Below are 13,671 nucleotides of genomic sequence, written 5' to 3'. Positions count from 1 at the left end.
GTTCGCCGGCCGGCTCGCTGACGGCGGCGCGGCGCTCGCCGATGTCGCGACTGCGGTCGCGGCGGCCGGGCTGACGCACGCCGCCGCCGCGCCGTCCGGGTGCGCCCTGCTGCTCGACGGCCTCGCATCGCTCGTCACGGGCGGGTACGCCGCCGGAGTCCCGGTCCTGCACCGCGCGCTCGACGCCGTACGGACCGATCCGCTCTCCGACGAGGAGGCGCTGCGTTGGCTGTGGCCGGCCTCCCGCGCCGCCCGCGCCGTGGGCGACGACGCCGCCTGGCTCGAGCTCACCGCGCGGCAGGTCGAGCTCGCCCGGCGGACAGGCGCGCTGAGCACGCTCTCGATCGCGCTGACCGAGCGTTTCACAGCGGAGCTCTTCGTCGGCGACCTCCCGGCCGCGCTGGCGCTGGCCGCGGAGGCCGAGGCGGTGACCTCCGCGACCGGCCACGCGCTGAGCCCGCACATCGGGTTCCTCCGCGCCGCGTGGGGAGGCCGCGAGGCCGACGCACGGGCACTGCTCGACGCGAGCCGCGCCGACGTCTCCGCTCGCGGCGAGGGACTCTGGCTGGCGGGCACCGAGCTGACGACCGCCGTCTTCCTGAACGCCTTCGGCCGGTACGAGGAGGCACTCGCGGTGACGGAGCGTGCGGCGGCGCACCCGTTCGAGCTGGGGCTGTCGACGTGGGTCTACCCGGAGCTGATCGAGGCGGCATCCCGCCTGGACGAGCCGGACAGGGCCGCGGATGCGCTGGCGCGCCTGACCGAGATCGCCCGCGCCGCGGACACCGACTGGGCGCTGGGCGTGCTGGCCCGCTGCCGGGCGCTCCTCGCCGGGGACGACGATCCCGAGGCCGCGTACCGGGAGTCGATCGAGCGGCTCGGCCGCACCCGCATCCGCGTGGCGCTGGCACGGACCCGGCTGGTCTACGGCGAGTGGCTGCGCAGGCAGGGCCGCCGGACGGACGCACGCGAACAGCTCCGCGCCGCTCACGAGTTCTTCCGCGAGGCGGGCATGGAGGGGTTCGCGCAACGCACCCGCCGCGAGCTGGCGGCGACAGGGGAGACGGCGCGCGCGCGAACCCCCGACACCGTCGTGGACCTGACCGAACAGGAGGCGCTCATCGCACGCCTCGCCGCGGACGGCCGGAGCAACCCGGAGATCGGGGAGCAGCTCTACCTCAGCCCGCGCACGGTCGAGTGGCATCTGGGCAAGGTCTTCGCCAAGCTCGGCGTGACGACGCGGAAGGAGCTGCGGACGTCGCCGGTGGGGTCGCGCGGTCGGGGGCTGGGGGTGCTGTGATCCCGCCGGCGACGGGCGCTACTTCCAGCGGAGGTGCACGAACATGTCGCCGCCGCGGTTGTAGCTGTCGTGCAGGTCGAGCGTCAGCTTCATCTGCTCAGCTCACGGGCAGACGCGGACGAGGCGGTCCTCGAAGCCGACGATGTCGCCGAGCCGGAGCTGCCGCCCGCGCCGGCGGTCGACCTCGCCGTTCACGGTCACGTAGCCGTCGATGATGGCCTCCTTGACGTTCCCGCCGGAGTCGAGGAGGCCGGCGAACTTCAGGAACTGCCCGAGACGGATCATGTCGCCGCCGATCGAGATGTCGTCTGGTCGAGGCTGGTTCGTCACGTTACGTAGAGTAGCCGCTACTCCCGGGAGAGTAACCGCGGCTACTCCACCGGCCGGATGACAGCGCACGCGCCCCGCACGAGGATGGGCCGAACGTTGCGATCCGTCCAGTGAAAGGGACCCCCATGCTGACGGCCCGGCGCGAGCACGTCGCCCAGCGGGCCGCGCTCGCCGCGTTCGTCGTGATCGTCCTCACCTTCCTGGCCGGGGTCGGGACGATGATGTCGGGCAGCGCGTGGTTGTCGTTCCTGATGTCGGCCGGCTTCGTCGCGGCCGCGGTGCTGGATGTCGTGATGGGAGCTCGGGCGCTGGCGCGGCGGGCGGAGGTCGCGGGGTGAGGAGATGGGGGCGCAGCTCCCCGCGCTTGCCGATGCCGATCGAGCATCCCAATGGATCGTAGGGTGCCGGGACGATTCTTAGTGCAGCCTTGGACGGCCGTCCCTAGCGTTCGAGAGGTCCGACCCGATCAATCCATCCGAACCTCCGAAAGGGAGCCCCATGACCGAGCCGAACCATCCCGCCATCCGCGAGAACAAAGTCCCGGAGCCCACCGCCTCGTTCTGGGCCATCAAGATCCTGGCCACGACCGTCGGTGAGACCGCGGCCGATCTGCTGGCCTCCAGCCTCCACCTGGGCACTCAGCTCACCTCGGTCGTGATGGCCGCGGTCTTCCTGGTCGTGTTCGTGGTGCAGTTCCGGAGCCGCCGCTACATCCCTGCAGTCTACTGGCTGACGGTGGTGCTCATCAGCATCGTCGGCACCCTCATCACCGACAACCTGACCGACGGCCTCGGTGTCCCGCTCGTGGTCTCGACCTGCGTCTTCGCTGTCGCGCTGATCGCCACGTTCGCGGTCTGGTACGGCGTCGAGCGCACGCTGTCGATCCATGACATCGTGACCAGGCGCCGGGAGGCGTTCTACTGGCTGGCGGTGCTGTTCACCTTCGCGCTCGGCACGGCGGCCGGCGACCTCGTGGCCGAGCAGCTCGACCTGGGCTACCTGGTGTCGGTCGTCGTGTTCGCCGTCGCGATCGCGCTGGTCGCGGTGGCGCAATTCGTGTTCCGGCTCGGGGCGATCGTGGCCTTCTGGATCGCGTACGTGCTCACCCGTCCGCTCGGCGCCTCGCTGGGCGACCTGCTCTCGCAGCCGACCTCGGACGGCGGTCTCGGGCTCGGGACGATCGTGACCAGCCTGATCTTCCTCGCGGCGATCCTGGCGCTGGTGGTGTACCTGACGGTGAGCGGCCGCGACCGCACGCCGGTGCCTGCCGCTGCCGGCCTCGACGAGGACGAGCGCGTCCGCGCCTGAGCGCTGCCCGGCCCCGGACGCACCGGACGCCCGGGCGCCGCCACGCAGGCGGTGACCGGGCGTCCGGTCCGCGGGGCTCCCTACTTCAGCGTCATCGTCTCCATCCCCAGGTACGTCTTCGCCGCCCACGACGCGGGGTCGTCCGCGAAGTGCTGGCGGATGGCGCCGTTCTGGAGGGCGTTGTCGAGCGACATCATGATCATCGACTGGTCGAGCACGAGGCGGCGGTGGCCGATCGAGCCCGAGACGGGGTTGACCGCGTCGTAGAAGCCGCCGTCCGCCGTGTAGATGCCCGGGTAGAGCGTGCGCAGCTTCTGGATGTTCGCGTATGCGTCCTGCGGGATCACGCCGAGTGCCGTGAAGGAGGCGTGCGGGGTGACCACGTCCTCCGTCGAGCAGCCGGGGCACTGGGCGAGCGCCTGGCCGGCCGGGAACTTCTGGCCGGTCGCCCCGTAGATGCCGTAGCCGCCGGTGTCGTCGGCGGTGCTCGACGGCGACATGCCCCAGACCGGGTAGCCGAGGGTCTGGGTGGCGTACTTCTCCTGCACCTGCGCCGTGCGGACGTCCGCGAGGCCGAAGCCGTTCTGGCCCCACGTGGTCTCCGGGACGATCTCGTTCGCGAGCATCGCCTCGAACATCCCGCCGCCCCAGGTCGGGAGGAAGGTCATCGACGTTCCGGGGTAGGTGTAGTGGCCCTCCCAGACGTTGAAGACCTTGCCGCTCTGCGGGTCGGTGTACTTCTGCCAGTCACCGCCGACCGGCCACTGGCCCTGCCACGAGAAGTCCGGGTCGGTGGGGCACTGCTTCGGCGGGAGGGTGCGCCAGGTGCGCCACCAGACGTCGCCGGGCATCTGGTGGAGGCCCATCCCGATGTACATCGCGATGCGCGGGTCGCTGTAGATTGCGCCGTTGTGGTAGCCGGCCGGGCCCTGGCCGGCGTAGTAGCCGCCGTACATCTGGCCGGTCGGCTGGTTGCCCGCGATGTCCGGGTTGGTGTTGCAGGCTGTCTGCGCCCGGTCGTCGTAGAAGATCGAGAAGTCCATCGGGGCGATGAGCGCGTCGATCTGCCGGCGCAGCTCGGGGAGCGCCTGGCGCGCGACCATCAGGCCGGACGCGTACCAGCCGTTGTCGACCGCCGAGAGGAACGAGCAGTTGTCCTGCTGCGGGGTCGTCTCGGTGGAGCAATCGGCGGCGCCCGGGTTCAGGATGGTGTGCCCGTTCGTGGTGTCGTACCACTGGAACAGGAAGCCGTGCGAGCGCTTCAGGGTGGCCACCGTGTCGAGCGTGGAGGAGATCAGCGCGCGCTCCTGCGGCCGCTTGATGATGCCGAGGTCGCCGGCGGAGACCACGGCCTCCAGGTAGGTGCCGATGTTCGCGGCGGAGCTGTACTGGCCCCGGGTGGCGCCCGGCCCGAGGTTGTCGAGCGGGAGGTGGGTGACGGGATCGGTGTCCTTCTCGAAGAAGGCCCAGGTGTCCGTGGCGACCTGGAGGAGGCTCGCCTTCTGGGCCGGCGTGAGCGGCGACTGGGCGCTCATGCCCTGCATGCCCTGGGCGCTCTGGGCGCTCCGGTCCGGGGCGCTCTGATCGCCCGGCGCGGTCGTCGCGAACGCGGTCTGCGCGGTCGCGAGCGACGCGACGGCGAGGACGGCTGCTGCGCCGGCCCGCACGATCGCGGTGGTGCGGCGTGAACGCCGCGGCGGATGGGGTCTTCTCATGGGACGGTCTCCGTTTCGTGTCATCGTCGACAACTGCTCGAACGGGAACGCACTCCCGCCGAGCGATCACCCCGCGCACCGTATGCGCATACATTCAATCGCGCAAGACCCTGGGAGAACCGGATCGGGACAGGCCGCCCGAGGCCGTCAGGCGGCGAGCTGGGCGTCCCACGCGCGGCGCAGACCATCGCGCGCGCGGTAGGTCAGGGCGGCGGCCGCGTTCGGCGAGATGCCCAGCACGCCGGCGACCTCCGTCGGGGTCAGCTGCTCCACCTCGCTGTACCAGAGGGCGCTCCGCCACCGCTCCGGCAGCGCGCCGAGCGCGGCGGCCACGCGCGACCGCTCCCAGACCACGTCCTGGTGGTCGTCGGTCCACGGCTCGTCGCTGTACTCGCCCGGGTCCTCGACGGCGACCTCCTGCCGGGCGGACCCCCAGGCGGCGGCTGCGTTGCGGATGGTCGTGTAGAGGTAGGCGCGGAAGCCGCGGACCGGGCCGTTGCCGTTACGGAGTGCCCGGAAGATCCGGGCGAACGCCTCCGCGACGAGGTCGTCCGCGTCGAAGGCGGAGGTCACGGAGGCCGCGAACCGGCGGCCGGCGTCGGAGTGGCGGCGCCAGAGCTCGGCGAACGACGCGGTGTCGCCTGCTCGGCTGCGGGTGACGAGGTCGTCGTCGACAGTGGTGTCTGCGTACGGGCGCATGGCGGTTCCTTCCGGGGACGGCCATGCACGACACAGGGAGGCCGCCCCGACGATGCGGGAGAGGCCGCCCTCCGGTGCGGAGAGGTCCGGAGCGGGTACCGGATCGGGTGCTCAGCGGGGCGGGCGGCTACGGGATGGAAAGAACCTAATTTCCGTACGCGTGCGCTCGAAAGCCGATCCGGGACAGCGGAATGGCCGGTTTCGGACACGTCGGTCCACGGCGTTCGAACCGGCCGTCGCGGTCCGTGGCGTCAGGCGGCCGAGCCCCGCTCGCCCTGCTCCGCGATCACCGTGAGCTGCGCCAGGAATCCGGCGACGACCGCCGCCGCCCGCGGGTCGAGCCCCGCGGCGACGTCGAGCATGCGGCGGTGCATCGCCGCCAGGGTGTGCCTGACCTCCTCGTCCGCTCCCGGCGTGGCGCGGATCGTGAGGCTGCGCCGGTCCTGCGGGTGCGGATGCCGGGTGACATGGCCGGCGGCGGCGAGGCGATCGAGCATCGCCGTCACCGACGAGGACTTGATGCTCAGGTGCGCGCAGAGCGCGGCCGGGGTCGCGTGGCGGCCCTCCGCCTCGGCCTTCAGGAGGAAGCGCAGCGCCTTGAGGTCGGCCTCGCCCATCCGCATCGACTCGCGGGTGCGGCGGCGCATGGCCTGCTCGGCGGTGCGGTACTCCCGCAGCGATGCGACGACGCGGACGGCGTGCGCGGGCGCCGTGTCGTACCAGGGTGCCTCGCTCATCGGGTCGATCCTAGTGCGAGGCCGCCTTCGTGGACGCCTTCGTCGCGGTCGCGGTGTCGCCGCCCGGGGTGTCGATCCGGTCGACCGCGTCGCGGAGGCGGTCGATGAAGTCCACGACGGTCTCCGCGTCCTCCGGGGTCAGGTTCGACGCGACCTCGACCAGCTCCTCGCGGACGTCGCCGAGGATGGCGCGCTGGAGCTGGTCGGTCGGGACCGTCGGCACGATGATCAGCGCGCGGCGGTCGAACGGGCTCGGGACGCGGCGGATGTGGCCGGACTTCTCGAGGCGGTCGAGGAGGACGGTGATGGACGAGCTCTGGATGCCCAGGTACTCCGCGAGCTCGCGCGGCCCGACCGTCGTCCCCTGCTCGCTCGCCCTGAGCAGGTAGCGGAGCGCCGAGATGTCGTTCTCGTTCATCCGCATGGCCTTCTCGGACCGGCGTTGCATGGCGCTGTCGGCGGCGCCGTAGGCGCGCAGGTGCTCCAGGACGTCGATCGCCCGCTCGCGGTCCGTCTCGGCGCTGTACCAGTAGTGGGGCGCCGGACGCGTGCTGTCCGTCGTCATGCAGTAGATGATAGACCATCTACAAGCTAGAGAGCCTAGAGACTAGCTCGCCGCGACGCTTCGCTCGCCGGCGCGGCCGCGACGGTCGCGGTACTCGCTCAGATCCTTCGGCTCCTCCGTCACCAGCAGCCCGCTGGTGCGTCCCGCCATCTCGATCATGCTGTTGAGCCACGCGGCGTTCAGGCGGCCCAGCTCGGAGCTGTCGAACTCGTAGCGGATCGGGATGGAGTTGTCGATCCACAGCGACCTCCGCGCCGGGAGGCCCGGTTCGTCGCATCTCCAGCTCATCAGGAAGGGCTCCCGCCGCCGCAGCTTGGTCGTGATGGCCGCCTGCAGGTGAGCCAGCGTCCGGTCCTCGAAGGTGATGGTGTCACCGTCGTAGGTGAGTGTTCCCATTGCGTCGTCCCTCCTCGTCGGCCGTGCGGGATGAGCCTAGCGGATCGCTAGTGCGTCTAGCTACACGAATTTCTAGATGCTCGATCGCCATGGCACTAGCAGGTCGACGTCGGCGAATCAACCCCCCGGGCAAAACTTGCCGAGACCGTCGATTAGCTAGAAGCTCTAGTTACTTCTTCACTCACCGCACCAGCCCGGCCGAAGGGAACGCCATGACGATCGCGGTTAAGGCAGCACGACCGCTTCAGCACCGCAGCGAGACGCGGGTGCGCCGCAGCATCCGTCAGGCCGCGACGCCGGGTCAGAGCGAGCACCTCGCGTGGCGCCAGCCGGTGGCCGGGCTCTGGGTCGCCGAGACCCCGTCCGCCTACCTCGGAATGATCGAGCAGACGGACACGGGCTTCACCGCGTCGGCCGCCGACGGACGGACGGTCGGTGCGTGCACGACTCTCGCCGAGGCCAAGCTCGCGGTCTACGCGAACTGGTTCCGGCCGCAGAAGACGGGGCTGTTCGGGTGGCTGCGCCGCGCATGACCGACGACGCAGAAGAGGTCGTGACCGACTGGAGCGACCTCCTCCCGAAACGCGCCTACGTGCTTCGTTCGCCCTCCGGCGACGACCTGCTCTCCACCTATGGCGGTCCGGGCGAGGAGTCCGGCTCCGCGGTGTTCTTCGCGCACTCCCCTCAGTCTGACGGCGAGCTCACCATCGCCCCCGGCGACGGCTGGACGGTGCTGAGCAGCGTCGAGGACGCCTAGGCCGAGCCATGAGCACAGGGTTCGCACCATGAGCACAGCAGCCGAAGGCAAGGCGCAGCTCCGGAAGGCCGCGCGCACGGCGGGCGACAGCAAGCTGCTGGAGATTCCGGCGCGCGTCGGGTTCGCCGCGAGCGGGCTCATCCAGCTGCTGCTCGGCGGCCTGGCCATCCAGCTCGGCGCCGCGCACGTGGGGGAGGCGGACCAGACCGGCGCCCTGGGCGAGGTGACGAAGATCCCCGGCGGCTTCATCGTGCTGTGGATCGCCGCCATCGGGCTGTTCGCCCTCGCGCTCTGGCTGCTGACCGAGGCCGTGTTGGTCAGGGCCGGGTCGACCGCGGACCGCTGGATCGCGCGCGCCGAGCACGTGAGCAAGGCTGTCGCCTACGCTGTGCTGGGCTTCACGGCGATCGCCTTCGCCGACGGCCATCCGACGCACGCCAGCACCACGACCCGTCAGGTCAGCGCGGGCATCCTCGCGTCACCGGGTGGCCAGCTCGGGCTGGGCGTGCTCGGCCTGGTGACCGGCGCCGTCGGCTGCTACTTCGTCGTCAAGGGCATCCGGCGCCGGTTCCGGCGGGACATCGAGGTGCCGGGCGGCGTCGCCGGCCACGGGATCGTGGTGCTCGGCATGGTGGGCTACATCGCGAAGGGCGTCGTGGTCGCGCTGGCGGGCGTCGCCTTCATCCTCGCGGCGGTCCGCGCCCAGCCCGCGACCGCGACGGGCCTCGCGGGCGGGCTGACCGCGCTGCAGGAGCTCCCGTTCGGCGGCGCGGCCATCGTCGTGCTGGGCCTCGGGCTCATCGCATCCGGGGTGTACAACATCGCGCGGGCCTGGCTGGCGCGGTTCTGAGCCGGCCGTCAGTCGGCGGCGAGCCGGGCCGCCGGCCGCGGGAGGTGCGCGGAGTCGTTGTGCTGCGCGGCGTCGGCTTCGGCGTCGAAGTGGATGAGGCGATCGTCGCCCTCCCACGGGCACACCCGGCAGGAGGCCCAGAAGTGCCACCCGCGGCGTTCGACCTCGGCCGGTCTGCCGGGATCGTGCGCAGGGGCGCCGACCGCCTCCTCGGGAGCGGCCGCGGCCGGTGAGCCGGGACAGCAGGGCGCGGACGCGGCGCGCAGTCACGCTTCGCCGTCCGGGAGGGTGAGGGCTGCCGGATGCCGCGACCGGGCCGCAGCCGCTCGTCGGCGACCGGGTAGCGACCTCCCGCGTTGTGCAGCTCCTCGCGCCGCCCGTGCGGCGGACACCCGGAAGCTGACGCTGTCGCGGGGCTCCGCCAGCGGGTCATCGTGTGTCGTCATGATTCTCTCCTCGTGTCGCCGACGCCCCTGAGAGAGCGCCGGAGCCGGGGAGTATGACGCGGGCCGTCAGCCGGTCGACGCGCGCACGACGAGCTCGGCCGGGAGCTCGTGGGTCTCGGGCGCCTCGCCGCCCTCGATGAGCGACAGCAGGAGGCGTGCAGCGACCGAGCCGAGGAGGTCGCCCGGCAGGGCGACGCTGGTCAGCGCCGGGGCCGTGACGGAGGAGGCGGGCAGGTCGTCGAATCCGGCGACCGCGATGTCCTCCGGGACCCGCAGGCCCGCCCGCGCGCACGCCGCGAGGACGCCGTGGGCGAGGGTGTCGGAGGCCGCGATCACCGCGGTGGCGCCCGCGGCCCGCCAGCCGGGGAGGGCGGCCTCGGTCGCGGCCATCGCCTCGGCGATGTCCGGGCGGCTGCGGACCGGCGGAGTCGTGAGCAGTGTCATCCCGCGCCGTTCGGCCTCCGCCTGCAGCAGGGTGCGGCGCAGCTCGTAGGTCGCGGCGGGGGTGGAGCCGTCGAGGTAGCCGATCGTGGTGTGGCCGCGCTCGGCTAGGTGGGCGATCAGCGCGCGGACGCCGGAGGCGAGGTCGTAGTTGACCGTGGGGGCGCGGTCCTGGAGGCCGGGAGCGTCCAGCAGCACCAGCGGGACGCCTGGAGGAGCGTCGTCCAGGAACTCCGCGGTCGGGGCCGACACGAGGAGGCCCGCCGGCCGCAGCGCCGCGAGCCGCTGGACGTCGGCGACGGTCGGCTGCTCGCCGGTCGGCGACGCGAAGAGCAGGAGCTGGAATCGCGGGCCGAGGGTCTCCTGCACCGCGTTGATCACGCGGCCGAAGAAGGGGTTCGGGAGGTCGGGGGCGAGCAGCACGACGACGTCGCTCGTGCCGCGGGCCAGCGCGCTGGCGGTGCTGTCGACCACGTAGCCGAGCTCCCGCACGGCGGCGCGCACGCGCTCCGCGTTCTCGTCCGAGATGCGGCCGGCCTGTTTGCCGTTGACCACGAGGGACACGGCCGCGATACTCGTGCCCGCGCGCTCCGCGACCATCGCCGCGGTCACCCGCTTGCGCGGCGGGGGAGGGGCGGCGTCGACACCCGCCCATGATACCGAGGGCCGGTCCGGTTGCGCGTAAAGCGCTTTAGGCCTATCGTGTCAAACGTTTTACGTTCCTCGAAGAAGCGGAGGCTCCATCCGATGGAGAAGATCATCCTCGACTGCGATCCCGGTCACGACGACGCGATCGCGCTCATGCTCGCTCACGGAAACCCGGAGATCGAGCTGCTCGCCGTGACGACCGTCGCGGGCAACCAGACCCTCGACAAAGTCACCCGCAACGCACTGTCCGTGGCGCGCGTCGCCGGGATCGCCGGCGTCCCGTTCGCGGCGGGCGCCGACCGACCGCTGGTGCGGCCGATCGAGGTCGCGCCGGACATCCACGGCGAGTCCGGCCTGGACGGCCCCGTCCTCCCGGAGCCGCTGATCGAGCTCGACGGGCGGCACGCGGTCGACCTCATCGTGGAGACCGTGATGGCGCACGAGCCGGGCACGGTCACGCTCGTCCCGACCGGTGCGCTGACCAACATCGCGCTCGCGGTGCGCCGCGAGCCGAGGATCGTGGAGCGCGTCAAGCAGGTCGTCCTGATGGGCGGCGGCGTCCACGTCGGCAACTGGAGCCCGGTCGCCGAGTTCAACATCGTCATCGACCCGGAGGCCGCCGACATCGTCTTCAGCGCCGGCTGGAAGGTCGTCATGGTCGGCCTCGACCTGACGCACCAGGCGCTCGCGACCCCGGAGGTGCGCGAGAGCATCGCCGCCGTCGGCACCGCGCCCGCCCGCTTCGTCGGCGAGCTGCTCGACTTCTTCGGGCACACCTACTCGGAGGCGCAGGGCTTCGACAGCCCGCCCGTCCACGACCCGTGCGCTGTCGCGTACGTCATCGACCCCACGATCGTGCGCGCCGAGCGCATGCCGATCGCGATCGAGACCCAGGGGCGCCTGACCACCGGGATGACCGTGGCCGACCGCCGCGGGCCGGCGCCGGACGACTGTGTGACCTGGGCCGCCCTCGAGCTCGATCGCGAGCGCTTCTGGGGGCTCGTGGTGGACGCGCTGGAGCGGATCGGGGACCCCGAGGCCGCGACCGCCGCCGCGAACGGAGCCGTCGCGTGACCGCCCCCGTCGCCACCTCCGCCCCGACCGGCCGCCCGGTCCGCATCGCCGCCCTCACCGCGGCCCTGCTCGCCGCGTGCGTCGCGTTCCAGCTCAACGCGAGCATGCTCAGCCCCGTCCTGGTGACGATGGCGCGCGAGCTGCACAGCGACGACGCCACCATCGGCCTGTCGCAGACCCTGTTCTTCACGGTCGCCGCGGTGTTCTCGCTGTTCCTCCCTCGCCTCAGCGACATCGCCGGCCGCAAGCGCGTCCTGCTCGGGATGCTCGTGGTGATGTTCGCCGGAAGCGTCGTCGCCGCTCTCGCGGTGAACGTGGAGATGCTCTTCGTCGGCCGCATCGTGCAGGGCGTCGCCGGGCCGGTCGTCCCGATCTGCCTGCTCATGCTGCGCTCGGAGATCTCCGACCCGCGACGCTACGGCGCCGCGATGGGCCTGCTGACCGCCGTCAACGGCGGCATCGCCGGCATCGACGCGATCGCCGGCGGCTGGCTCGCGACGGCCTTCGGCTTCCGCTCGGTCTTCTGGGTGATCGCCGCGGTCACGGTCGTCGCCGTGGTCATGCTCGCCGCCTGGGGCGTCGAGTCGCGGCCGTCCGCCGGCGTGCGGATGGACTGGTGGGGCGTGCTCCCGCTCGCCCTGTCGCTCGCCGCCCTGCTGACCGGCCTCAACGAGGCGGGCAAGCTCGCCGCCGCGAACTGGCCGCTCGTGATCGGGGCGCTGCTGGTCGCCGTGCTCGCGTTCGCCGCGTTCTGGGCGATCGAGAACCGCCGGAGCGAGCCGCTCATCCCGACCCCGCTGCTCAAGCCGCGGTCCACCTGGGCGCTGCTGCTCACCACGCTGCTGACGATGACCGGCGTCTTCGCCGTCGTCAACGGCCTGGTGACCTCCATCGCACAGAACCCGGACGCCGGGTTCGGGATGGCGCCGGACCTCGCCTCGCTCGCCTTCCTCACGCCGTATGCTCTGGTCGGCTGGGTGGTCGGCCCGCTCGCCGGTCGCCTCGCCCCGACGCTCGGCTACCGCCGCATCCTCCGGATCGGCCTGGCCGGCAGCGTGATCGGGACGCTGGTCATGGCGTTCGTGGGCGTGCACTCGCTCCCCGTGCTGATCGCGGCCACCGTGCTGCTGGGCATCACCTACGCCGGCATCGCGAACATCATGCTGAACGGGCTGGGCATCGTGCTCTCGCCCGCCGCGAACCCCGGCTTCCTGCCCGGACTGAACGCGGGCGCGTTCAACCTCGGCGCGGGCCTGAGCTTCGCGCTGCTGCCCGCGATCCAGATCGCGACCGGCGCGACGGGGCACTCGACGACCGGATACTCTGCGGGGATGGTCCTCGGTGCCGTCATCACGGCTGCGGCGTTCGCCGTGTCGTTCCTGATCCCGCGTCCCGCCTCGGCCGAGGTGGCGCAGGAGGCCGGGCGGTGAGCGGGGGCAGGATCGTCGTCGTCGGCTCGCTGAACGCCGACCTGGTCGTGCGCACCGAACGCTTCCCTCGTGCGGGTGAGACCGTCTCCGGAGGCGACCTGCTGGTCGGTGCGGGCGGCAAGGGCGCCAACCAGGCGGTCGCCGCCGGCCGGATCGGCGGCGACGTCGCGATGGTCGGCGCGGTCGGGGATGACGCGAACGGCGAGCTTCTGCGCTCGGCCGTGGCCGCGGCCGGGGTGGACACGTCCCACGTGACCGTCCGGGACGGCGTGGCCACCGGCACCGCTCTCATCACCGTGGCCGCGGACGGCGAGAACACGATCGTGGTCTCCGCGGGCGCCAACGGAACGCTCGCCGCGGACGACCTCCCGGACAGCGTCTTCGACGGCGCGGCCGTCCTCGGCCTCTGCCTGGAGGTGCCGGCCGCGACCGTGCGGGCCGCCGCCGAGCGTGCCCGCGCGGCCGGCACGACGGTCGTGCTCAACCCGTCGCCGTTCGGGGAGGCCGCGCGCGACCTCGTCCCGCTCGCCGACGTCCTGCTCGTCAACGAGGGCGAAGCGCAGGCACTCCTCGGCCTGGCGGGGGGCGCGGTCGCCTCCGACCCCACCGCCGTGCGCGACGGGTTCGCCACGCTCGGGATCGCCCGCGCCGTCGTCACCCGCGGGGCGGACGGCTGCCTGATCGTGGACGGCGACGCGGCTCCCGCTCACGTCGCCGCGGTGCGGATCATTGCCGTCGACACGACAGGCGCGGGCGACGCCTTCATGGGTTCGCTGCTCGTCCGGCTGGCGGAGGGCGACGCGCTGGTGGACGCCGCGCGGTTCGCGGTCGGTGTCGGCGGCTACGCGGCCGCTCATCCCGGCGCTCAGGCGTCGTATCCGGACCCCGCGCAGCTCGCGTCCTTCCTGGCGGAACGCTCCGTCGAGGCCTGAACGCCACTGCCTCCTCGGTCGTAGGGTGACACCGAGCGACCGA

16 protein-coding genes are annotated in these 13,671 nt (G+C 72.3%); 9 read left to right on the top strand and 7 right to left on the bottom strand.

Annotated features, from left to right (window positions below; genetic code table 11):
• The first annotated feature begins 259 nt into the window (after positions 1–259).
• On the top strand, positions 260–1,300 hold the full coding sequence (locus ACQ86L_RS08865; protein WP_434318555.1) for a LuxR C-terminal-related transcriptional regulator: 1,041 nt from the start codon (positions 260–262) through the stop codon (positions 1,298–1,300).
• 102 nt (positions 1,301–1,402) lie between these two features.
• On the opposite strand, the gene ACQ86L_RS08860 is transcribed toward ACQ86L_RS08865, so the two are convergent.
• On the bottom strand, positions 1,403–1,630 hold the full coding sequence (locus ACQ86L_RS08860; RefSeq protein WP_434318554.1) for an RNA-binding S4 domain-containing protein: 228 nt from the start codon (positions 1,628–1,630) through the stop codon (positions 1,403–1,405).
• Positions 1,631–1,755: 125 nt separating this feature from the next.
• Here ACQ86L_RS08860 and ACQ86L_RS08855 point away from each other — a divergent pair, with 125 nt between their 5' ends.
• Together ACQ86L_RS08855 and ACQ86L_RS08850 are read left to right on the top strand one after the other, a co-directional pair.
• Positions 1,756–1,968, top strand: a complete 213-nt coding sequence (locus tag ACQ86L_RS08855) for a hypothetical protein (protein WP_434318553.1) — start codon at positions 1,756–1,758, stop codon at positions 1,966–1,968.
• A gap of 160 nt (positions 1,969–2,128) precedes the next feature.
• Entirely contained in the window at positions 2,129–2,938 is an 810-nt protein-coding gene (locus ACQ86L_RS08850; protein ID WP_434318552.1) for a COG4705 family protein, read from the top strand.
• Between the two features lie 80 nt (positions 2,939–3,018).
• Here the strand turns inward: ACQ86L_RS08850 and ACQ86L_RS08845 are convergent, their stop codons facing one another.
• The 5 genes from ACQ86L_RS08845 to ACQ86L_RS08825 form a co-directional block, all read right to left on the bottom strand.
• On the bottom strand, positions 3,019–4,653 hold the full coding sequence (locus tag ACQ86L_RS08845; RefSeq protein WP_434318551.1) for a glucoamylase family protein: 1,635 nt from the start codon (positions 4,651–4,653) through the stop codon (positions 3,019–3,021).
• Positions 4,654–4,800: 147 nt separating this feature from the next.
• Positions 4,801–5,352, bottom strand: coding sequence for an RNA polymerase sigma factor (locus ACQ86L_RS08840; protein ID WP_434318550.1), 552 nt, complete (start codon positions 5,350–5,352; stop codon positions 4,801–4,803).
• 251 nt (positions 5,353–5,603) lie between these two features.
• Positions 5,604–6,089, bottom strand: coding sequence for a MarR family winged helix-turn-helix transcriptional regulator (locus tag ACQ86L_RS08835; RefSeq protein ID WP_434318549.1), 486 nt, complete (start codon positions 6,087–6,089; stop codon positions 5,604–5,606).
• A gap of 10 nt (positions 6,090–6,099) precedes the next feature.
• A complete protein-coding gene (locus ACQ86L_RS08830; RefSeq protein ID WP_434318548.1) occupies positions 6,100–6,654 on the bottom strand; it encodes a MarR family winged helix-turn-helix transcriptional regulator in 555 nt (184 codons plus the stop codon).
• A gap of 42 nt (positions 6,655–6,696) precedes the next feature.
• On the bottom strand, positions 6,697–7,050 hold the full coding sequence (locus ACQ86L_RS08825; RefSeq protein WP_434318547.1) for a hypothetical protein: 354 nt from the start codon (positions 7,048–7,050) through the stop codon (positions 6,697–6,699).
• Positions 7,051–7,262: 212 nt separating this feature from the next.
• On the opposite strand from ACQ86L_RS08825, the gene ACQ86L_RS08820 reads away from it, so the two are divergent.
• Genes ACQ86L_RS08820 through ACQ86L_RS08810 form a run of 3 tightly spaced genes read left to right on the top strand, consistent with a single transcriptional unit; the run spans position 7,263 to position 8,657 of the window.
• Positions 7,263–7,583, top strand: a complete 321-nt coding sequence (locus tag ACQ86L_RS08820; RefSeq protein ID WP_434318546.1) for a hypothetical protein — start codon at positions 7,263–7,265, stop codon at positions 7,581–7,583.
• Positions 7,580–7,807 carry a hypothetical protein gene (locus ACQ86L_RS08815; protein WP_434318545.1) on the top strand — a complete coding sequence of 76 codons (228 nt, stop codon included), beginning with the start codon at positions 7,580–7,582 and terminating at the stop codon, positions 7,805–7,807. The genes ACQ86L_RS08820 and ACQ86L_RS08815 overlap by 4 nt, the downstream gene beginning before the upstream one ends.
• 28 nt (positions 7,808–7,835) lie before the next feature.
• Entirely contained in the window at positions 7,836–8,657 is an 822-nt protein-coding gene (locus tag ACQ86L_RS08810) for a DUF1206 domain-containing protein (RefSeq protein ID WP_434318544.1), read from the top strand.
• A gap of 512 nt (positions 8,658–9,169) precedes the next feature.
• Here the strand turns inward: ACQ86L_RS08810 and ACQ86L_RS08805 are convergent.
• Positions 9,170–10,156 carry a LacI family DNA-binding transcriptional regulator gene (locus tag ACQ86L_RS08805; RefSeq protein WP_434318543.1) on the bottom strand — a complete coding sequence of 329 codons (987 nt, stop codon included), beginning with the start codon at positions 10,154–10,156 and terminating at the stop codon, positions 9,170–9,172.
• Positions 10,157–10,291: 135 nt separating this feature from the next.
• Here ACQ86L_RS08805 and ACQ86L_RS08800 point away from each other — a divergent pair, with 135 nt between their 5' ends.
• The 3 genes from ACQ86L_RS08800 to ACQ86L_RS08790 are packed head-to-tail and all read left to right on the top strand — an operon-like array spanning position 10,292 to position 13,628.
• Positions 10,292–11,266 (top strand): nucleoside hydrolase, encoded by a 975-nt coding sequence (locus tag ACQ86L_RS08800; protein WP_434318542.1) that lies wholly within the window; start codon positions 10,292–10,294, stop codon positions 11,264–11,266.
• On the top strand, positions 11,263–12,696 hold the full coding sequence (locus ACQ86L_RS08795; RefSeq protein ID WP_434318541.1) for an MFS transporter: 1,434 nt from the start codon (positions 11,263–11,265) through the stop codon (positions 12,694–12,696). The genes ACQ86L_RS08800 and ACQ86L_RS08795 overlap by 4 nt, the downstream gene beginning before the upstream one ends.
• Positions 12,693–13,628, top strand: coding sequence for a ribokinase (locus ACQ86L_RS08790; protein WP_434318540.1), 936 nt, complete (start codon positions 12,693–12,695; stop codon positions 13,626–13,628). Before ACQ86L_RS08795 ends, ACQ86L_RS08790 begins: the two co-directional genes overlap by 4 nt.
• The last annotated feature ends 43 nt before the right edge of the window (positions 13,629–13,671 follow it).

The organism is Leifsonia sp. P73 (genome assembly GCF_051059105.1).
GTDB lineage: Bacteria > Actinomycetota > Actinomycetes > Actinomycetales > Microbacteriaceae > Leifsonia.
The sequence above is the reverse complement of the archived record's forward strand: the minus strand, read 5'-3'. Positions and strand labels throughout refer to the sequence as shown.